Origin of the sequence: Nostoc sp. FACHB-133 (assembly GCF_014698055.1) — a bacterium.
Lineage (GTDB): Bacteria > Cyanobacteriota > Cyanobacteriia > Cyanobacteriales > Nostocaceae > Nostoc.
Genome location: NZ_JACJSH010000002.1, coordinates 328,081 through 348,527, shown reverse-complemented (window position 1 = coordinate 348,527; position 20,447 = coordinate 328,081). Strand labels below are relative to the sequence as shown.

Annotated in this window: 14 protein-coding genes, 1 tRNA gene and 1 CRISPR repeat array; of the genes, 9 read left to right on the top strand and 6 right to left on the bottom strand. The window is 42.4% G+C overall.

Annotation, left to right across the window (positions count from 1 at the left end):
* Window positions 1-69: 69 nt before the first annotated feature.
* Window positions 70-732, bottom strand: a complete 663-nt coding sequence (locus H6G86_RS03470; protein WP_190933113.1) for a transposase — start codon at window positions 730-732, stop codon at window positions 70-72.
* 361 nt (window positions 733-1,093) lie between these two features.
* On the opposite strand from H6G86_RS03470, the gene H6G86_RS39420 reads away from it, so the two are divergent.
* Window positions 1,094-1,222: a hypothetical protein gene (locus H6G86_RS39420; RefSeq protein WP_277883530.1), complete on the top strand. Its 129-nt coding sequence runs from the start codon at window positions 1,094-1,096 to the stop codon at window positions 1,220-1,222.
* On the opposite strand, the gene H6G86_RS40120 is transcribed toward H6G86_RS39420, so the two are convergent.
* Entirely contained in the window at window positions 1,215-1,448 is a 234-nt protein-coding gene (locus tag H6G86_RS40120) for a hypothetical protein (protein ID WP_190933112.1), read from the bottom strand. The two genes, H6G86_RS39420 and H6G86_RS40120, sit on opposite strands and share 8 nt — an antisense overlap.
* Window positions 1,449-1,613: 165 nt before the next feature.
* On the opposite strand from H6G86_RS40120, the gene H6G86_RS03460 reads away from it, so the two are divergent.
* From H6G86_RS03460 to cas12k, 3 genes are all read left to right on the top strand, one after another.
* Window positions 1,614-1,982, top strand: coding sequence for a hypothetical protein (locus H6G86_RS03460; RefSeq protein ID WP_445626709.1), 369 nt, complete (start codon window positions 1,614-1,616; stop codon window positions 1,980-1,982).
* A gap of 183 nt (window positions 1,983-2,165) precedes the next feature.
* Window positions 2,166-3,476, top strand: a complete 1,311-nt coding sequence (locus H6G86_RS03455; protein ID WP_190933111.1) for a hypothetical protein — start codon at window positions 2,166-2,168, stop codon at window positions 3,474-3,476.
* Window positions 3,477-3,487: 11 nt separating this feature from the next.
* Entirely contained in the window at window positions 3,488-5,161 is a 1,674-nt protein-coding gene (cas12k, locus tag H6G86_RS03450) for a type V CRISPR-associated protein Cas12k (protein ID WP_313930421.1), read from the top strand.
* A 750-nt stretch (window positions 5,162-5,911) separates the two neighbouring features.
* Window positions 5,912-6,311: direct repeats of the CRISPR family, unit length 38 nt; unit sequence GTTTCAACAACCATCCCGGCTAGGGGTGGGTTGAAAGA.
* 329 nt (window positions 6,312-6,640) lie between these two features.
* On the opposite strand, the gene H6G86_RS03445 is transcribed toward cas12k, so the two are convergent.
* A tRNA-Pro gene (locus H6G86_RS03445) sits at window positions 6,641-6,714 on the bottom strand.
* Window positions 6,715-6,860: 146 nt separating this feature from the next.
* On the opposite strand from H6G86_RS03445, the gene lipA reads away from it, so the two are divergent.
* From lipA to H6G86_RS03425, 4 genes are all read left to right on the top strand, one after another.
* A complete protein-coding gene (gene lipA / locus H6G86_RS03440) occupies window positions 6,861-7,733 on the top strand; it encodes a lipoyl synthase (RefSeq protein WP_190933110.1) in 873 nt (290 codons plus the stop codon).
* Window positions 7,734-7,800: 67 nt separating this feature from the next.
* Window positions 7,801-8,730 carry an NAD(P)H-dependent glycerol-3-phosphate dehydrogenase gene (locus H6G86_RS03435; RefSeq protein ID WP_190933109.1) on the top strand — a complete coding sequence of 310 codons (930 nt, stop codon included), beginning with the start codon at window positions 7,801-7,803 and terminating at the stop codon, window positions 8,728-8,730.
* Between the two features lie 749 nt (window positions 8,731-9,479).
* Window positions 9,480-10,730 (top strand): RNA polymerase sigma factor SigC, encoded by a 1,251-nt coding sequence (sigC, locus tag H6G86_RS03430; RefSeq protein ID WP_190933108.1) that lies wholly within the window; start codon window positions 9,480-9,482, stop codon window positions 10,728-10,730.
* 432 nt (window positions 10,731-11,162) lie between these two features.
* On the top strand, window positions 11,163-11,618 hold the full coding sequence (locus H6G86_RS03425) for a Fur family transcriptional regulator (protein WP_114080112.1): 456 nt from the start codon (window positions 11,163-11,165) through the stop codon (window positions 11,616-11,618).
* A gap of 131 nt (window positions 11,619-11,749) precedes the next feature.
* On the opposite strand, the gene H6G86_RS03420 is transcribed toward H6G86_RS03425, so the two are convergent.
* Together H6G86_RS03420 and cobN are read right to left on the bottom strand one after the other, a co-directional pair.
* Entirely contained in the window at window positions 11,750-12,889 is a 1,140-nt protein-coding gene (locus H6G86_RS03420; protein ID WP_190933107.1) for a peptidoglycan-binding domain-containing protein, read from the bottom strand.
* Window positions 12,890-12,898: 9 nt separating this feature from the next.
* Window positions 12,899-17,395, bottom strand: a complete 4,497-nt coding sequence (cobN, locus tag H6G86_RS03415; RefSeq protein WP_190933106.1) for a cobaltochelatase subunit CobN — start codon at window positions 17,393-17,395, stop codon at window positions 12,899-12,901.
* 94 nt (window positions 17,396-17,489) lie between these two features.
* Here cobN and H6G86_RS03410 point away from each other — a divergent pair, with 94 nt between their 5' ends.
* Entirely contained in the window at window positions 17,490-19,517 is a 2,028-nt protein-coding gene (locus H6G86_RS03410) for a GAF domain-containing sensor histidine kinase (RefSeq protein WP_190933105.1), read from the top strand.
* 94 nt (window positions 19,518-19,611) lie between these two features.
* Here the strand turns inward: H6G86_RS03410 and H6G86_RS03405 are convergent, their stop codons facing one another.
* Window positions 19,612-20,445: an ATP-grasp domain-containing protein gene (locus H6G86_RS03405; RefSeq protein WP_190933104.1), complete on the bottom strand. Its 834-nt coding sequence runs from the start codon at window positions 20,443-20,445 to the stop codon at window positions 19,612-19,614.
* Window positions 20,446-20,447 lie beyond the last annotated feature (2 nt).

Sequence of the window (20,447 nt, the reverse complement as noted above, 5' to 3'; positions counted from 1 at the left end):
TACCAGCCACCACCGAATCTAGCGCAGCGTTCCCCTGTTGCGTCAATGTTCACAGTCCCGGTTTTTTGTTCACGATCGCTTGACTTTTAAGACAGTCGCTACTGTTTGTACTAAGTCTTTTAGCCCTAATTCCGAGCCTGAAGACAGAGCAAAAATTGTATTTGAACCAAATCCTGATACACCACCTCTATAAGCCACAATTAGACGAGCAGAACTATTATCTGGTAAAAGTACGTTGGGTAATTCAGCTACACTGTAATTTACAACTTGTCCCGTTGAATATTCTATGATCGGCTCTTCTTGCCACTCTATATCTGAATCTAATAATGATGCTGCAACAATTTCTTTTGAACTATTGTAGTGAGGATGCTCACTGCCTAAGCGCACTTTAGTAGAAGGGCGAATTTGTAGCGTAAAACGAAAATTCCGCGATTGAATGCCTTGAATAAAGCGCTTCTTACATCCATACAAAGCACTCGCAACAACCATAGCTTCACTTCGTCGTGGCTTTAGACTATCAAGTAAATCTAATGCCACATCCACTTTCTGGTTTTGTTGCGATCCACTAGATAATTTTGCTGGGCAAAACTGTTCTGCGATTATTGTTGGTTCATTTTCATCAATATAGTGTAGACGCACTTGCACAGGATGAGGCAAATTGTTCGATATACCAACTACAGGGCGTAATACAGAAGTATTACTATTGTCCTCGATAAGTAAAATATGGGACACAAAAAAGTCTCTAGAAAAATTGGAGCTAAATTGCACGATTTTAGTATTATTAATCACACCCTCAAATATTTATAAATGTTTTAGCCATTTGACATAGTAATTTTCTGGGTTGTCTGTAAAAATATCACATTTTTTGAATTAAATTTTACATATACTTTAATAGTATATTAGCTAGAATGCTAACTCTTCATACTCTATATTAAGTATAAAAAAGTTGAACCTGCAATATTAGGGTAGTTACAGCCTCACTACTGTTAAGGCAGAGTTTGCTTCTTCTGGGAATCCGCACAACAAGATCGCTAATGAGACGATCTTTCTTGTTCCTCCGCCATCTCACAGCTTACTTCATAGACATCTTTGTATGAGTTTGTACGGAATTGCTCTGGCTTATCAACTCAAAAAAGATTTGCCGACAGTTGAACATATTCTCATTATTTATGAACACGTTTACTCACGATTCATGAGTAAAAGTGCTACTCAAATCAAGTAGGGTGATAGACATCATTCGCCCAAGGGCTGAATATAGAATCGACGCGCTCAGTGAAAAGCCTTTGGAGCCGATGGAATACTGTAAAAGATGGGTTGATATGTCCCCCGATGACCGGGGGTATAGAAAAGCCTGCATAGCCGCTCTTGCCGAAGCAACTGGTCTGAGTCCAAGGACTATAGGTAATTGGGGTTCCAACTTCGAGAAGCGCCCCAATTATGTAGCGCATATTTTACGCATGGCTGATATGCTCAACCAAATCAAAAAAATAGTCCTGCCCCCTGACTTCCCGCAACAATAATTTACTCGTAAATCGTGACTAAGATACTTGTGCTAAGAGCAGATATTTCTTAAGTTGAGGTCAGCAAGTATGGGTTTTGGGTGCAGTAGCTTAGTGTCTTCACAATTCCCTGCTGCTGTAACCCTTAGTAACTCACGAACGCTCAAGATGCAAACTGGGAGGCAATCCCACCAAAATAAACATCAAATTGATACCCTCTGTCAGTTGCCCCTGGAACCGATGGAGTATTGTCGTCGTTGGGTTACTCACGAACCAGGACGTAATTATCGCAAAGCTTGCATTAATGCGATCGCAGAAGTTACAGGTACTAGCCCAAAAACTGTTAAAGATTGGGGGACAGAATTTCACCGACGACCAAAATACGTTACCCGAATTTTGCGGCAAGCCGACCTGATTAATCAATTCAAACAGCTAGTTGTTAAGGGAATTATTACTTTGCCCTCTGACTTCCCTCAAGAATAAGCGAGTATGTAAATGCCTGCGCCTGCTCTTTTATTGGCTGGAAGTAGCCTTTTTCAAAGCAAGTTAAAGTGTTAGAAGCGATCGCTAGTCACTACCAATTGTGGCAAAAACCCCTTGCTCTGATTACAAGGGTAATCTTAGCCTGAGATATAGAAGTACTAATTGGAACAGGCAACAGGTTTAATGAATTCAATCAGCACCGTTGAAATCAGCAAAAATCCTTGCAAAATCGAGGTAATGGATAACTCTATTCTCATTCGTGATTTGCAAATCCCCCTACGTGAAGCTGTAGATTACCTACAACTTCTTCCAGAATCAGAAAAAGAAAAAGCTTGCCTAAATGCTTTTGAAGCAGGATTCTTTTGCCTCCAAAGAGTTCAAGCCCTTACTGATACAGAATTTGTGAAGCGACAGTTTGAGTCTTTGCTTGTTGATATTTCTAAAGCTGTTGGAGTTATACCTGAAACCCTTGAGCAAAGATTAATCAGTCAACTTAGTACAGATGATGGTCAAGTATTTGCTCTAATACAAAACCAAATTAATATAACCAAAGCAGTTCTCACGGAACAACTAGAAGGAGTGAGAATATTGTTTCAACAGGAGATTGACACCTCGAAAGAGACTTCAACTCTTGGCGGCGTGATGAAGAAGTTGCAGGACTTGTTAAATCCTCAGTATTCTGGCTCGGTACAAGGCGTATTTATAGAGGCGTTAAATAATGTCACAACAGAAAATGGAACTTTAGCTAAAGCCGTTAAGACTGTGGTTGAGGAAGCAGTTAAACCACTAGCTAGCGAAGTAGATCAATTAGCTAAACAAATTCGGGAAAAAGAGGTAATAGAGTCTGTTCTGGAGCAAACTATTGCTAAAGGAGCAACTTACGAAGAAGCTGTGGTTGTAGAATTACAAAATTGGTCAAAGCTTTATGGCGCAGAGGTTTCTCATGTTGGTAATGATAAAGAACCTGGAGATATTCTCATCAAGCTGAGTGCAAACTCAATAGCACTAACAGAAATGTCAATAGTTATTGAAGCGAGAAACCGAGAATCTAAACGATGGGGTCGAGGAAAAATTTCTAAGCAATTAAGCACAGCTATGGAAAAGCGTGGAGCAAATACTGCTATATTTCTGAGTCGCACTCGTGATGGTTTAGCTCACGAAATTGGTGAATGGGGGCAAGGGATATGTGAACAGGGTTTATGGGTAGCTACTACACATGAACTATTAAATGTCGCTATCCAATTTTTGATTATTCGCCAACAGTTGGCATCTCAGCAGCTCGTTAACTCTCAACTGGATTATACAGTTATAGAAGCCCAGCTTCAGCGAATTCAGTCATCTTTAGATTATGTCACCAAGATTAATACTCATCTAACTTATGTACAAGAAAATGCGGAAGGAATTCGAGCAAAAGCCAAAGCCATGAGAGTTAAGATTCGGAATAGTATTTCCGAAATTTATGAAGCAGTTCGTCTGAGTCAGATTGCAAGCTAGTAGGAAATAATATGAGCGTTATCACTATTCAATCTCCTCTGTTTGGTGATGAAAACAGCCTCCGCCTTTTCTGGGAGCTAATGTCTGAGAAAAACACACCACTGATTAACGAATTATTGGAACAGCTAGACAAGCATCCTAATTTCGAGACTTGGTTACAAAAATGTGAAGTGCCTAAAGACACTATCGAGAAAATATGCGACTCTCTCAAAAAACAAGAGAGCTTTGCTGACCAGCCAGGTCGTTTTTACACATCAGCAGTTACTCTAGTCAAGGAAATTTATAAGTCTTGGTTCGCCTTACAAAAGCGACGACAGCGCCAAATAGAAGGAAAAGAGCGTTGGCTAAAGATGCTCAAGAGTGATATGGAATTACAGCAAGAAAGTCAATGTAGCTTGGATATTATTCGGGTCAAAGCTACTGAAATTTTGACTTCATTTGTTGCTAAGTTCACTCAAAATAAAAATAAGCAATCTAAAATAAAAAAAGGTAATAAGACTAAAAAAAATAAAAAGGACTCTTCAAACACTACGCTTTTCGGGGGGTTATTTGATATTTATGATAAAACAGAAGACTGTTTATCTCGGTGCGCCCTTGCCTATTTGCTCAAAAATAACTATCAGGTTAGTGAGGTTGATGAAGATCCAGATCAATATGCTAAGGGTAGGCGTAAAAAAGAAATAGAAATTGAACGGTTAAAAAATCAAATCAAAAGTCGGAAACCCAAAGGACGAGATTTAACAGGAGAAAAGTGGCTAAAAACTTTGTCAGAGGTGGTTAATAAAGTCCCTCTAAATGAAGATGAAGCTAAATATTGGCAAGCTACCCTCCTGAGAGGAAATAGCTATATGCCATATCCTGTTGATTATGAAACCAATACAGACCTAACTTGGTTGACAAACGATAAAAATCGTATCTTTGTCAAATTTAATGGGTTGAATAAACTAATGAATGAACCCAAATTTGAGGTTTATTGCGATTCTCGTCAGCTTCATTATTTTCAACGCTTCTGTCAAGACTGGCAAATTTGGCATGATGACGATGAAACATATTCTTCTGGGCTATTTATTCTACGTTCTGCACGTCTGCTTTGGCAGGAAAGAAAAGGTAAAGGTAAGCCGTGGACGGTTCACCGCTTGATTCTTCAATGTTCTATAGAAACACGTTTGTGGACACAAGAGGAAACAGAACTAGTTCGCTCTGAGAAAATCAATCAGGCTGAAAAAACTATCAGCAAAATGGAACAAAAAGGTAGTTTAAAGAAGAACCAAGTAACTCGTCTAAAAAAAGAGTTAACTACGAGGCGGAAACTAAAGAACCCCTTCCCTGGTCGTCCCAGTAAACCTCTGTATCAAGGAAAATCTAATATTCTGGTTGGTGTAAGCTTGGGTCTAGACAAACCAGCAACAGTTGCTGTGGTAGATGCTGCCAACAACAAAGTTCTGACTTATCGCAGCGTAAAACAACTACTCGGTGACAACTACAATCTTCTCAACCGCCAGAGGCAGCAACAGCAACGCCTTTCACACGAACGCCACAAAGCTCAGAAACAAAACGCGCCAAACTCATTTGGTGAATCAGAGTTAGGACAATATGTTGATAGATTACTAGCAGATGCGATTGTTGCGATCGCACAAACTTACTCTGCTGGCAGTATTGTTCTGCCCAAACTGGGTGATATGTGAGAAATCATTCAAAGCGAGGTTCAAGCAAAAGCAGAGAAAAAAATTCCAGGTTACAAGGAAGGTCAACAAAACTATGCAAAAGATTATCGTGTCAGCGTCCACCGTTGGAGCTATGGTCGATTAATTGAGAGTATTCAAATCCAAGCTGCAAAAATTGGAATATTTATTGAAAGGGTGTCACAGCCAATTAGAGACACTCGACAGGAACAAGCCAGAGATTTAGCTTTGTTTGCTTATCAACAGCGCCAATTTGAGGTGCTTTAGTTGAAATACTGAACCTTGAAAATATAATATAGAGATAATAGCGCCGCAGTTCATGCTCTTTAGAGCCAATGTGCTGTGAAAAATCTAGGTTAGTTTGACGGTTGTCAGACCGTTTTGCTTTCTGGCCCTGGTAGCTGCCCGCTTCTGATGCTGCTGTCGCAAGACAGGATAGGTGCGCTCCCTGCAATAAGAAGTAAGGCTTATTAAGCCCTAACCGTTCTAGCAACGGTGCGGATTACCGCAGTGGTGGCTACTGAATCACCCCCTTCGTCGGGGGAACCCTCCAAATATTTTTTTGGCGTGTCGAAGCGGGGGCAAAATCCCTAGAGTCCCGCCAAAACTTTAAAACCCTTATCCAGTCTTGACTTAATAAACTAGCATGTGAATGCATTTAGTTTTTAAATTTTCAGTTCGAGACTCTTTTAAGCAGACCTGCCAATTTATGTGTATGGAAAGCTTTTATAACAAGGGTTATAGACGGGTAGAGTTTCAACAACCATCCCGGCTAGGGGTGGGTTGAAAGAGATGAACCCAGGAATTATGCCGTATTCTATGGGTTTCAACAACCATCCCGGCTAGGGGTGGGTTGAAAGAAAACCACCGCGATTTTAGCATGATTACTTTAGAAGTTTCAACAACCATCCCGGCTAGGGGTGGGTTGAAAGATGGGTTTAAGCTACCGTCAAATCAAAGAATTAGTGAGGTTTCAACAACCATCCCGGCTAGGGGTGGGTTGAAAGAACCTTAACTGGGTTGGTTTGTGGATTAAAGAATTGTTTCAACAACCATCCCGGCTAGGGGTGGGTTGAAAGGGAATTGTAAATCCATCTTTTACCATCTGTGGTTAGGTTTCAACAACCATCCCGGCTAGGGGTGGGTTGAAAGCTGATTACGTTCGGATTCACGAATTTTTGATAGAGGTTTCAACAAGATAGTTAGTTTGTACAGTGCGTAAGCCCTAGTATTGTTGAATTTTTATTTAAATTGCAAGCTTTTTGGGAGGGTTGAAAGGCGCACTTCGTTCGGGATTATCCTGAATGTTTGCAGATATATTGGAATTATGGTGAGCTTATAATTGAGCCTCCCACTCCACTTAAAGAAAGTCAGCTATATTTAAATCCATAGGAAAGCAGTTGACAAATAATTTGTCGCTATATGAATTTTGACAAATAATGTGTCGTTACGGACAAATAATTTGTCGCTCTACAGTACAAATCGGGATGACTGGATTCGAACCAGCGGCCCCTTCGTCCCGAACGAAGTGCGCTACCAAGCTGCGCCACATCCCGCCATAAAAATGTCATTGTAAATTAAGAATATCACAACCCGTGCTAAATGACAGAATTACATCTATATATATGAATATATGATCGCTTCACCCAAGGCTTTGCTTGCTACGATTAAATTTGTATAACTCTAGTGGTAAAAGCGGATTGTGACTGTAAAACCAGACTGGTTGCGGGTAAAAGCACCTCAGCGTGAGCGCATCGGTAACGTTAAAGACATTTTGCGGGATTTATCCCTCAATACAGTTTGTGAGGAAGCATCCTGTCCGAATATTGGCGAATGCTTCAATGCCGGTACTGCTACGTTTTTGATTATGGGCCCGGCTTGTACACGCGCTTGTCCCTACTGCGATATTGATTTTGAGAAAAAACCGAAACCACTAGATCCCACGGAACCTGCACGACTAGCGGAAGCTGTTCGCCGCATGAACCTTAATCATGTAGTAATCACTTCTGTAAATCGAGATGATTTGTTTGATGGTGGTGCATCTCAGTTTGTGGCGTGTATTGATGCGGTTCACTCTGTTTCACCTAACACCACAATTGAGGTGCTAATTCCTGACTTGTGCGGTAATTGGAATGCTTTAGAGTTGATTCTACAAGCAGCGCCAGAGGTATTAAACCACAATACCGAAACTGTTCCACGACTGTATCGCCGGGTGCGTCCCCAAGGAAACTACGATCGCACATTAGAATTATTACAGCGAACTTGCCAACTTTCTCCTAGCACATACACCAAATCCGGGATTATGGTTGGACTTGGTGAAACTGATGCCGAAATTCGCCAAGTCATGCAAGACTTACGAACCGTAGATTGCGACATTTTGACAATTGGGCAATATCTCCAACCCAGTCAAAAACATTTACAAGTAAATGAATTTATCAACCCAGAACAATTTGCTGCTTGGAAGACATTCGGCGAAGAAATCGGATTTTTACAAATTGTTTCTTCTCCATTGACAAGAAGCTCATATCATGCAGAACAAGTCAGGGAATTAATGGAACGTTATCCTCGGAGCTAATTTTAGATTTTAGATTTTAGATTGCTAAGAGAATGGGGTGATTGGGTGATGGGGAGAATGGTGATTAATGACTAATTCAAAATCTGTAGCAATTCTTGGTGCGGGTGCTTGGGGTGCATCTCTGGCAAATCTCGCCGCAGCGAATGGTCATCAGGTGCGCGTGTGGTCGCGTCAAGGTTCCCAAACTCTCCAAGCAGTGTTAGAAGATGCCCAAATAATCCTATCCGCTATCTCAATGATTGGTGTGAGAGATGTTGCTTCCCAAGTCCAGTCTTTTCCCCTTTCTCCAGAGACGATTTTTGTGACGGCGACTAAAGGCTTAGATCCCCAAACCACTTGCACGCCGTCACAAATTTGGCAAACAGTATTCCCTAACCATGCAGTGGTTGTTTTGTCTGGGCCTAATTTATCTAAAGAAATTCAACTAGAGTTACCAGCAGCAACAGTGGTAGCCAGTAATATTCCCAGGGCTGCGGAAGTAGTGCAGTTAGTATTTTCTTCTCATCGTTTCCGGGTATATACCAATCCCGACCCCTTGGGGGTGGAACTGGGGGGAACGCTAAAAAATGTGATTGCGATCGCAGCTGGTGTATGCGATGGTTTACATCTAGGAACCAATGCCAAAGCTGCTTTAGTCACCCGTGGACTTACAGAAATGGTTCGCATCGGTAACGACTGGGGTGCAAAGACGGAAACATTTTATGGATTATCGGGTCTTGGAGACTTGTTAGCAACTTGCAATAGTCCCTTAAGCCGCAATTACCAAGTCGGCTACCAGCTAGCTGGTGGTAAGACACTTAAAGAAACTCTTGCAAATTTACAAGGAACAGCCGAAGGAGTGAACACTTGCCAAGTTTTGATGCAAAGAGCCAAGCAACAAAACATTCCAGTTCCAATTACTGAGCAAGTTTATCGGTTACTTCAGGGAGAAATCACACCCCGACAAGCGCTTGATAAACTGATGCTGCGAGATATCAAGCCAGAGTACAACTACTAGAGCATCCCCAATACTTTTCGGATAAACCCAATAATCTCTCTTTTGGTTTGGGGAAAGCTTACTGGGTTTGGGGTAAAGGTAAATTTAAACCCTTTCCCTTTCCCCTTTCCCCCTTAACCGAAAAGTATTGAGAGCATACCCATGCTGTAGCAGGTATGAATTGCCCCTACAGCATGAGTATAGTTTTGCGTAAGTCATAATCAAGTTGAAATTGACGGGTTAGCAAGACACGGAGAGAGTATTTAATAACTTTCCTACGTTTTCTATCTCCGTATCGATAGAATTTTTGCCGTTAATACTAATCACTTCCCTGATCTCTATTAGTTCTACTTATACCTAAATAATCCTGAGAAAAAATTGCTAAATCGTCAGGATATTACTTTTGTAGCCATGTAAATGTGACTATGCCAATTATAAAGATGACATTCACTGAAGGATGTTTATACTGTGTTACAAAAGTTACTATCACAACCCACCGAGGTTGAAATGTTAACTAAGTAGTTGAAATATTGAAAGCCTAGCTGCCGATTTAAATAGCTATTGGTTAAATCAAAAATTTAGCAGCCGATTAAGTCCAGTAATACTGTATCCAATAAAACCATTACAGTTAATTTCTAAAAAAATTGTAATGGAACCTTCAACTATGTTAGTTCATCGTTAATCGCGGGAACAATAGCAACAGTTGAATAGCTGACCGTAATCTAAGCTGACCGAAATCTATTGTTACCTGGAGCCATTGAGACGATCTTATGCCAGCAACATCTTTTTATGCAGACGCCCCCTACAACACCAAAAAGTCCCGCCAGGCTTTGGACTCGGATCTCACGGTTGATGACAGTGAGTTATCGGTAGATGACCTACAGGAGCTAGAGATCGCTTCTGTTGACAATGCTAACTTTGCTGCTAGCAGTAACCGTCGGAGTACAGACCTAGTACGTCTATATCTTCAAGAAATTGGTCGGGTTCGCTTGTTGGGGCGCGATGAAGAGGTTTCAGAAGCTCAAAAAGTCCAGCGTTACTTGCGGATGCGGATAGTACTTGCTAAGGCCGCCAAGGAAGGGGATGAAGTGATTACGCCCTATTTGAGGTTAGTTGAAGTTCAAGAACGTCTAACCTCGGAACTAGGACATCGCCCATCTTTGGAAAGATGGGCTGCTACTGCTGATATAATTTTATCCGATCTCAGACCGACTTTGGCAAATGGGAAACGTCGCTGGGCAGAAATTGCCAAGTTGACTGTAGAAGAGTTGGAGCAAGTTCAGTCCCAAGGACTCCAAGCAAAAGAACACATGATTAAGGCGAATCTTCGCTTAGTTGTGTCTGTTGCTAAAAAGTATCAAAATCGTGGTTTGGAATTGTTGGATTTAGTCCAAGAAGGCACACTAGGTTTGGAGCGGGCTGTAGAAAAATTTGACCCAACTAAGGGTTATCGCTTCAGTACTTATGCTTACTGGTGGATTCGTCAGGGAATTACACGGGCGATCGCAACTTCTAGTCGCACCATTCGCCTACCGGTTCATATTACCGAAAAGTTAAACAAAATCAAAAAGGCTCAACGCAAAATTGCTCAAGAAAAAGGTCGCACCCCAACTCTAGAAGATTTAGCAACTGAGTTAGAGATGACACCAACCCAAGTCAGAGAAGTTTTGTTACGGGTTCCTCGCTCTGTTTCTTTGGAAACCAAAGTAGGCAAGGATAAAGACACTGAGTTAGGCGAATTACTAGAAACTGACTGTGTAACCCCAGAAGAAATGTTAATGCGAGAATCTTTACAAAGAGACTTGCATCATCTTCTGTCAGATTTAACTAGCCGGGAACGCGATGTAATTTTGATGCGGTTTGGTTTGGCAGATGGTCATCCTTATTCTTTAGCAGAAATTGGCCGCGCTCTCGACTTATCCCGCGAACGAGTTCGACAAATAGAATCCAAGGCTTTGCAAAAACTACGCCAACCTAAGCGTCGTAACCTGATCCGCGATTATTTGGAATCTCTAAGTTAGTCAATGATCGAGAGTCATTTGTCATTAGTCATTTGTCATTAGAAAACTACACTTGACAAATGACTAGGGACAAAAGACTGATTTGATACCAGATTGAAAGCCTTTTAAAAGCTTATAGCAAGTAATTTGCATTTAATTGTATAAGAGTTCCCCCAGAGCTTTGCTCAGATATCTTGAAGGTGGGGATCGGTTAAACAATTCAAAATTCACTCATACAAAATTTAAAGTCAAGGGATGCAATCGTTACAAGTATCCTAACTATTAGCTGTATGCAAATTAAATGCAATACAGCTTATTATTTGAATTTTGATCAAGATTTAATGAATTGTTCTTAAATATTTAATATAAATTCTCAATAGGCAATGATTGTTGCAAATTGCTCCCAAGATTTGTTATATTCTCAACTAACAAGCTTTGTTGAGAAATATTAGTATGACTGTCTACACAACTACTTCACTCAAGGCAGAACTGAACGGACGAGGCTGGCGATTAACTCCCCAGCGCGAAACAATTTTACACATTTTTCAAGAACTTCCGCAAGGTGAACATCTAAGTGCGGAGGATCTTTATCATCGGCTAGAAACTGATGGTGAAGGGATCAGTCTGTCAACTATTTATCGGACTTTGAAGTTGATGGCGAGGATGGGAATTTTACGGGAATTAGAACTGGGTGAAGGACATAAGCATTATGAGATCAACCAGCCTTATCCTCATCATCACCATCACTTGATTTGTGTTAGATGCAACTCAACTATTGAGTTTAAAAATGATTCAATTTTAAAAATTGGATCGAAAACCGCTCAAAAAGAAGGTTTCCACCTGCTTGATTGTCAAATGACAATCCATGCAGTGTGTCCCAAGTGCCAACGGGCGCTGATGCCGCTTTAGCACTTGGGTGAATAATCAGACGAAACTACTCAAATTAACCAAATAAGTGGAATTTTGAGAAGTTCGTAATTTGCTGTTACTAGAGGCTAGCAACGAGTTGGGAACTGATACTAACAACACCAAAGCGGATGTTAAAAGCGTCCGCTCTTAAGATCCTTAAGGCTGATGCCGTAGAATTCTTGGGCTTGTTTAATCGCTTTTTTGGTGTCATCTGCCATTACACCGTTCAGCTTGCCTTTATAAAAACCCCGTTCCCGTAGTCGCGTTTGGATTTCCAGGGTATTAAATTCGCTTTTTTTAGCAGTATTAACTGAGCTATATAACTTAGCTCGTGTAGTTGGGCCAGCAACGCCACTTGCTGCTAAGAAATTAGCTGCCTGGAATCTTCGTACAGCATCGGCAGTGTAGGGGCCATAGTAGCCATTTGGCTCTCCCTCTAAATATCCTGCCTGGATCAATTGTTCTTGGATAACTCTAACTGACTCACCGCGATCGCCTACACGGAGTTTGTCTCGATTGACAACCTTCTTGGGAGCCTCTTCTCCATCGCCAATGCCAATTCCTGGCAATTTACGCAATGTTGCGGGGCCAGCAATTCCATCAACGCTTAATTTGTAAGAATCTTGGAACCGCTTTACAGATTCTTCGGTAATTGGGCCAAATATTCCTGTGGCGTTCCCATAATAAAAGCCTGCGATTCTTAAGCGTTCTTGCAAGGCTCTGACATCTTCACCTTCATCACCCTTAGCAAGGTAGTTAGGATTACGGCGTTGGTTGGTGGCTGAACGAACCGAACTAGTAGTGCTGGGCTTTTTAGCTTGTGTACTGACAACAGTGGCTTTTTTTGCTTGTGTTGTCGTAGTACTGGGCTTTTTAGCTTGCCAGTTTTCTAACTTTTGCAGTGTGCTTGCTCCAACAATGCCGTCCACTGGTAAACCGGCGGCTTTTTGGAAGCGGCGCACAGCCTCTTGTGTGGATGCGTCATATACTTGGGTAACAGAGGATTGGTAAAAACCTGCTGTTCTCAACTTTTGTTGGAGATTTCTAACAGAGGGGCCTTGATCGCCTATTTCAAGTGCTATAACGCTGCTGACAGCGCCAAGAATAGATAAGGACAGAGCAAGGGGCAACATATACTTCCAAGCCCTACCAGAAAGCCGTTTCCAGTCTGGTGCAGCTGCTTTGTTAAACAAAGAACTGAGGGATACCAATTCACTGGGTGTGCTGTCTTCGTAGGCGAAAGCTAGGTGCAAATACGCAAGATTTTCCATATTTGTTTCCTACACCATTGATTTTTCTTCGATAACTGCTTCAGCTTGATGTACTAGGTTCCTCAAAGCTTCTAATGTTCCTATATTTACATCCTCCCATAAATTGCGCTTGTGTGCTTCTAATAATTTTTCAGCAATATCACGCAGAGCATAAGGGTTCTTTTCCTGAATAAATTCTGACACAACTGGATCGAGCAAGTAAGCCTCTACTATGCCTTGATACATATAATCTTCTACACATTTAGCTGTAGCGTCGTAGGCGAATAAAAAATCTACTGTCGCCGCCATTTCAAAAGCACCTTTGTAACCGTGGCGCATAACTCCTGCAATCCACTTAGGATTAACTACACGAGAACGATACACCCGTGAAATTTCTTCTTTAAGTTGGCGGACTCGTGGTTGGGCGGGTATGGAATTATCACCAAAATATGTTTGGGGGTTTTTTCCCTGTAGAGAACGCACGGCTGCGGTTAAGCCACCCTGAAATTGGTAATAATCATCAGAATCGAGTAGGTCGTGTTCGCGGTTATCTTGATTGTGCAGGACAACTTGCATTTGGGATAAGCGTTGTTTGAAGGCTTCGGTATTGGGGACTGGGGACTGGGGACTGGGGACTGAGGATTGGGGATTGGAAATTTTCTCCTCCCCTGCTCGCTCTGCTTCCCCTGCTCCCTGTCCCTGCTCCCTGCTCCCTGCTCCCTGCTCCCCTGCCCCCGAAGAATAGGCGTAAGAACTCCAGTTAATGTAGGCGCGGGCTAAATCTTCGTCATCTGTCCAGTTTTGCGATTCGATTAAACCTTGGAGTCCTGCACCGTAAGCACCTGGGCGAGAACCAAAGATGCGATAGCGCGATCGCACCACGGCTTCTTCTACACTTAATCCTTGGTTTGTCCACAATTCAGTCTCTTGGCGAACTGCATCCGCTAGGGGATTTTGTTCTGGCGGTTCATCTAAGTCTGCTACTGCTGATACTGCTTGATCGAATAAGTCAATCAAGTTGGGAAAAGCATCGCGGAAGAATCCCGAAATTCGCAAGGTAACATCTACACGGGGCCGTCCCAAAATTGCTAGAGGCAAAATTTCAAAATCTACTACTCGCCGCGCTGCACCATCCCATACAGGTTGGACTCCCAGTAAAGCTAACGCTTCGGCAATATCATCACCGCCAGTCCTCATGGTGGCTGTTCCCCACAATGATAAACCTAGTGTTCTGGGATATTCACCATGCTCTTGAGTGTAATATTCCACGAGGGTTTCAGCAGCTTTTCTACCAATATCCCAAGCTGTCTCTGTGGGAATGGCGCGAATATCGACAGAATAAAAGTTTCTCCCTGTTGGTAGAACTTCTGGGCGGCCGCGCGTGGGTGCGCCAGATGGGGCACTGGGGACGTAACCGCCATCTAGTCCGTGTAATAAGTGGGTGATTTCTTGATCGGTTTGTTGTAAAGCTGGCAGCAGGCGATCGCGTATCCAAGTAGAGACACGATTCATTGCGTCTCCCTCCTCAGCAAAGACGCGATGAATCGCGTCTCTACAAGAATTCTGATTTATTAGTTGTTCTACTAAAAGGGCGGCGTGTTCTTCTAGGACTTCAACTATATCGCCGATGGTGCGGCATTCTGTGCCATTGACTATTGAGTATTCACCACTAGGCATTGACAAATCGGCTGTGAGGGGATCAAAGTCTAGACCCCAATCTTGAGCTATGGCACGGGTAATACCTAAAGAATGGCGATTGGGGATGCGAGCGATCGCTACTATTAAATCCCGCAGCTGCCTTCCTTGGGGACATTGCCCAAAAATATGCAACCCGTCGCGGATTTGGGCTTCTTTCAATTCACAAAGATAACCACCGATGGAATTCAAAACTAGAGATTCAGACTTAAAAATTTCTGTTTCATTTTGGATTCCCAAATCTAGATGGAGATTTTCTTTGATTACCAGTTCGTGGATGCGATCGCGAATTACTGGTAAACGCGAAGGATCTAAACTGTCGGCTTCATAATACTCATCAATTAAATTTTCTAACTGTTGCAAAGAACCGTAGAGTTCCGCACGAGTCATCGGTGGCGTTAAGTGATCTATAATCACCGCTTGAGCGCGACGTTTAGCTTGGGAACCTTCACCAGGATCATTGACAATAAACGGGTACAGGTGGGGAAGTGCGCCGAAAGCCACTTCTGGATAACAATTATTAGATAAAGCCACGCTTTTACCGGGTAGCCATTCTAGATTTCCGTGTTTCCCTACATGAACTACAGCATCAGCACCAAAACATTCTCTAACCCAATAGTAGAAAGCTAAATAATCATAGGTTGGTTCTAAATCTGGCGCATGATAATTCAAACTTGGGTCATTATCATAACCTCTTGCTGGCTGAATTCCCACAAAAACGTTGCCGAGTTGAATTCCGGGAACGGGGAAAGAGGCAAGGGGGCAGGGAGCAGGGAGCAGGGGAGAAGAGTTTTCACCTTTGCCTCCCGCACCTTGCCCCATTCCCCACCGTTCTCTAATACCTTGCTGAACTGCTGGCGGTAATGAAGCGAAATATTCTTGATATTCTTCCCAAGAGACACTTTGGTGTACCGGAAGCCATTCTCTACCTTCCGAATCGTTGGTTACGCCATCTGTCAACCGTTGAATCAACTCATCTCCTTCAGCAGGTGGATTTTCGACTTCATAACCAGCCTGATGTAAAGCTTGCAGGATTTCTACACAACTAGCTGGAGTGTCCAGTCCCACACCATTGGCGAGGCGGCCATTGCGGTTGGGGTAGTTTGCCAGAATTAAGGCAATTCGCCGTTCTTGAGGTGGTTTGGAACGTAGACGCGCCCAATTTGCTGCTAGTTTAGCAACGAACTCGATGCGATCGCTGACTGGTTCATAAATTACCACATCTGTCTCTAAATAGGGATTACGAGTTTGCACGGCTTTAAAAGACACAGCACGCGTAATAATCCGCCCATCTACTTCTGGTAGCGCTACATTCATCCCAATATCACGGGGAGATAGCCCTTGAAATTGTGACTCCCACTGTTCAATTGATCCGCCACTGAGGATTACCTGCAACACAGGCACATCTAATTTTTCCCACAGTTCAGTTTGGGGTGTTTCGCTTTCCAAGCGTGCTAGAGAAAAACTAGTGGTATTTAGCAGCACAGCTATTGATTCGGCTTCTTTGGGTTGAAAAAATTCACTCAACTCCGCTTGCACATCGGGTTCACGCAATGAGGAAACAAATACTGGCACTGGTTGTAAATTTTTCTGTACCAAAGCTTCGCATAAAGCATCAATTACTTTAGTATTCCCCGCTAAATAATGAGCGCGGTAGAAAAGGATGCCGATTTTGGGGATTGGGGATTGGGGACAAGGGGACAAGGAGACAAGGGGACAAGGAGACAAGGTGGATTCATCCAGTTCCGAGGTGGATGAACGGAGTTCTGAGGTGGATTCATCCGGTTCAAAGGTGGATGAACGGAGTTCTGAGGTGGATTCATCCGGTTCAAAGGTGGATGAACGGAGTTCTGAGGTGGATTCATCCGATTCAAAGGTGGATGAACGGAGTTCTGAGGTGGATTCATCCAGTTCAAAGGTGGATGAACGGAGTTCTGAGGTGGATTCATCCAGTTCAAAGGTGGATGAACGGAGTTCTGAGGTGGATTCATCCAGTTCAAAGGTGGATGAACGGAGTTCTGAGGTGGATTCATCCAGTTCAAAGGTGGATGAACGGAGTTCTGAGGTGGATTCATCCAGTTCAAAGGTGGATGAACGGAGTTCTGAGGTGGATTCATCCAGTTCAAAGGTGGATGAACGGAGTTCCGAGGTGGATTCATCCAGTTCAAAGGTGGATGAACGGAGTTCTGAGGTGGATTCATCCAGTTCAAAGGTGGATGAACGGAGTTCTAACTCTCCCCTGCCCCCTTGCTCCTTGGTCACTGAGCGTAGCCGAAGTGCCACTCCCCATTCATACAATCCCACGCGCGGAATCGGCCGGGGTAGCGGGGGATTGTATGCAGTTAACAGGCAAGTATCAGAGATAAATTGCAGAGCATTAACAAAATTTTCTACGCCGCCTTCGCTAAAATACTGCCATACCTGGTTAGCAACACCTAAAGGCACGGTAGACTGAGAAATTAAGTCGGGATCAAAAGCGTCGTCCCCTGGCATTACAATGAGGGTTCTACCATTACGTTGCACAATTTCTTGCACTACTTCTAAGCCATAACTCCAGTAAGAACGTCCTCCTAATAGGCGCAAAATAATTACTTGAGCAAGCTCCAAAACTTGCTCTCCATAAGTATCTATGCTTAACTGTTGCTGCAATTGCAATAGATTGGCGACTCTTAAGGCAGGAAATTGTGAAGGTAATTTTGTAACCGCAACTGCCAAAGTTTGAATGTCGGTATCAGCAGCCGTAATCAACACGAAAGGCGCTGGAGTTTGTTCTAGAAAAATTAAACCCTCTGACTGATTCCATCCACCCGATGTGCTACTTATACGATGCATAATGCTGTATTACCGTCTTAAACTATTGGTTATTACACAATCAAAACAAACTTTTCCGCTGCATTTAGCCCCCTCTTACCAGTAATGATTAAAAATGCTTAGTTCTCCTGATTTGAGCTTTTCTCGAACCTTGCCTATTGTTGTATTTAATCAGCTTGGGGAATTGTTGGAACAAATGGCTCAAACAGTGGAAAGTGCCACTCTGGTACTGACAGAAGCTGTTTTGGCGCGGATTTGCATACCTGTGGAGTGGCAAAGGCAAAGGTTTACATTGGTGGTTTCTGGGCAGTTTAGTGCGCTCTTGGTAGGAACCTTTGAGGAGGGGCAAGGGAGCAGAGGGGCAGGGGAGCAGGGGAGCAGGGGAGCAGGGGGGCAGGGGAGCGGGGGGGCAGGGGAGCAGGAAATTTACTCTCCACTCAGCACTCACTCAGCACTTAATGCTAGGTTGACATTTAATTTAGAGGCGATCGCTTCTTTTCTTTACGAATTGAGAGACTTGTTTGAGTGCGATTCCTATACTCACCAAAATCTCGAACGCTATCGCCAAATTATTGGGCCCAATGATGCTACCCTCCAAAGTAAGTTCTCGCTGTTGCTATTAGAATATTTTCTAACTCAGCCAAACCAAGAAATAATAGCACCTCCAAGCCCAACTGCGCCGGCAGTTTATATCTGTCAGCCAGTGGAAGATGCCTTAAAAAAACAGATTTCCCAAGAACGGTTGTTGAATCAGGTAACAACGCAGATCCGCAAAAGCTTGGATTTGCCTGTTATTATGGCAACGGCAATTACACAGGTGCGTGAGTTTCTAGAATTAGACCGATTAGTAATCTATAAATTTGAAGGTTCCAAAGTCAAGACTCAACAATACCAGTCTTCTACAGATGAGGATAACGGGAAATGCTCAACTTCTATCTCAGTAAATAATCAATCCTTAGTAGAAGATTACCAACAGCATGGAGCTTATATTGTCTATGAAGCCCGTGCTACAGATGCGATTACCTGCGTGTTGAATTACACTGAAAAAAATTGCTTTATGCGAACCTCTCAATGTTGGGAGAAGTATCGTCAAGGCTTTACGTTAGCTGTGGATGATGTCGAAAAAACTTATGCTCTAGAAGAGTGTTTGTTGAATTTTTTAAGGGAAAGCCAAGTGCGGGCTAAGTTGGCAGCACCGATTATACTTGAGGACAAGCTGTGGGGGCTGCTGATTGCTCATCAGTGCAATGAACCACGCCAGTGGATTGATAGTGAAAAAAACTTGCTGATTGCGATCGCCGAACAATTAGCGATCGCCATTTACCAAGCTGAGTTAATGCAAACCCTCACCCAAGAAAAACAAACTCTCGAACAACGAGTTATTGAACGCACAATCGGACTACGTGATGCTCTCCTCGCCGCCGAAGCTGCTAACCGGCTCAGAAGTGAATTTCTCGCTACTATCAGTCACGAATTACTCACGCCTTTAACTTATGTGATTGGGATGTCGTCTACGTTGTTACGTTGGCCTTTGGGTGAATTGAGTCAGCGACAACGCGATTATCTGCAAACAATCCACGATAGTGGAGAACATTTATTAGAAATGATTAATGACATTCTCGATTTATCGCAAATCGAGGCTGGTAAGACAGCTTTAAATATTTCGGAATTTTCTTTGGTGAATATTGCGGAAAATGCTGTGGAGTCACTGCGAAAAAAAGCAACAAGCGAACAAATCAATCTCAACCTTGATTTGCAAATCGATCCCAGGCGCGATCGCTTTACCGCCGATGCCGAACGAGTAGCACAAATTCTCTCGAATCTGTTAACTAATGCGATTAAATTCACTCCCGAAAGTGGTAACGTTACCTTACGCCTTTGGGTGGAGGATGATACCGCTATTTTTCAAGTGGAAGATACCGGGATTGGCATACGCGAAGAACAGTTACCATTACTATTTGAAAAATTTCAGCAACTCGATACACCCTATCGCCGCCGCTACGAAGGCACTGGACTTGGACTAGCTTTAACTAAACAGCTTGTAGAACTCCATCGGGGTCGAATTGAAGTAGAATCAACCATCAGTATTGGCTCTATTTTTACTGTGTGGATACCAACTCAGGCAATGAGAGTGCTGAGTTAGGAGTTAAGCAAGAGACGCGATGAATCGCCGTCTTTACAAGAATCAGTATTTGTAGAGACGGCGATTTATCGCGTCTTTTTGATGATTTATTTCTTCAATTTGAGGCTAGGCTAATGAGCATTTTTTCAAAAATCCTCAACACAGGCTCTTCTCCATTGTCTCTAGTGAAAATAGTATAATTTGGGTGAGAATTGATTTCAATTAACCAATATTGGTTATCTCGATCTAAGACTATATCTAAACCACCATAATCAATGTCTAATTCTTCAAAAATTGGTTTAGCAAAATTAGCAATCTCTGACAATATTTGTGGATCATTGATATATTTTGCTTTCGCGCCATCCCAGTGAAGAGGGCTAAGATTGCCTACAAATTTTGCATTAGTTATATCTTTTTCATAGAGCAAAACTAACTCTTTGTTTAGAAAAACGGCTCTATACTCAGATTTTATATCAATGAACTCTTGAGCGATCGCAACGTAATCATACTTTTTATTATTAATATTAAAAATCTCTTTCAAAGCAATTTCAACTTCATCTGTATTCTGGCATAAAAAAACGTTATGCCCACTTGATCCAGAATTCCGTTTAACAATTACAGGCGTTTCAAAGGTTTTTTTTATTTCTAATATAATATCTTCAAAACTGGGAAATTTTAAGTAAATCTTATATTGCAGGTCACAAAAAGGGGAAAGAAAACCTACTGTCCGAGGAAGTTTAACTTTGTTCTTTAAAATATGGTAAGTATATTCCTTATCTTTGATAATTTGGGCTACGGCTTGATTTATTATCGGAGTACTATAATTACAAAAAAAATGTTGTTTATTATTCAGTTTTATTTTTACCAAGTTTTCAGCCGGATGAATAATTTCATAGCTGATATTTAAATTTTCACAAGCTTTGAGCAATAGCGAAAGGTTATCTAACATAA

What these genes read in the sequence shown, in the direction of transcription:
- H6G86_RS39420 (WP_277883530.1), top strand. Translation starts at nt 1,094, where the DNA reads ATGAGTTTGTACGGAATTGCTCTGGCTTATCAACTCAAAAAAGATTTG.
- H6G86_RS40120 (WP_190933112.1), bottom strand. Translation starts at nt 1,448, where the DNA reads ATGCGCTACATAATTGGGGCGCTTCTCGAAGTTGGAACCCCAATTACC.
- H6G86_RS03455 (WP_190933111.1), top strand. Translation starts at nt 2,166, where the DNA reads ATGAATTCAATCAGCACCGTTGAAATCAGCAAAAATCCTTGCAAAATC.
- cas12k (WP_313930421.1), top strand. Translation starts at nt 3,488, where the DNA reads ATGAGCGTTATCACTATTCAATCTCCTCTGTTTGGTGATGAAAACAGC.
- H6G86_RS03435 (WP_190933109.1), top strand. Translation starts at nt 7,801, where the DNA reads ATGACTAATTCAAAATCTGTAGCAATTCTTGGTGCGGGTGCTTGGGGT.
- sigC (WP_190933108.1), top strand. Translation starts at nt 9,480, where the DNA reads ATGCCAGCAACATCTTTTTATGCAGACGCCCCCTACAACACCAAAAAG.
- H6G86_RS03425 (WP_114080112.1), top strand. Translation starts at nt 11,163, where the DNA reads ATGACTGTCTACACAACTACTTCACTCAAGGCAGAACTGAACGGACGA.
- H6G86_RS03420 (WP_190933107.1), bottom strand. Translation starts at nt 12,889, where the DNA reads ATGGAAAATCTTGCGTATTTGCACCTAGCTTTCGCCTACGAAGACAGC.
- cobN (WP_190933106.1), bottom strand. Translation starts at nt 17,395, where the DNA reads ATGCATCGTATAAGTAGCACATCGGGTGGATGGAATCAGTCAGAGGGT.
- H6G86_RS03410 (WP_190933105.1), top strand. Translation starts at nt 17,490, where the DNA reads ATGCTTAGTTCTCCTGATTTGAGCTTTTCTCGAACCTTGCCTATTGTT.
- H6G86_RS03405 (WP_190933104.1), bottom strand. Translation starts at nt 20,445, where the DNA reads ATGTTAGATAACCTTTCGCTATTGCTCAAAGCTTGTGAAAATTTAAAT.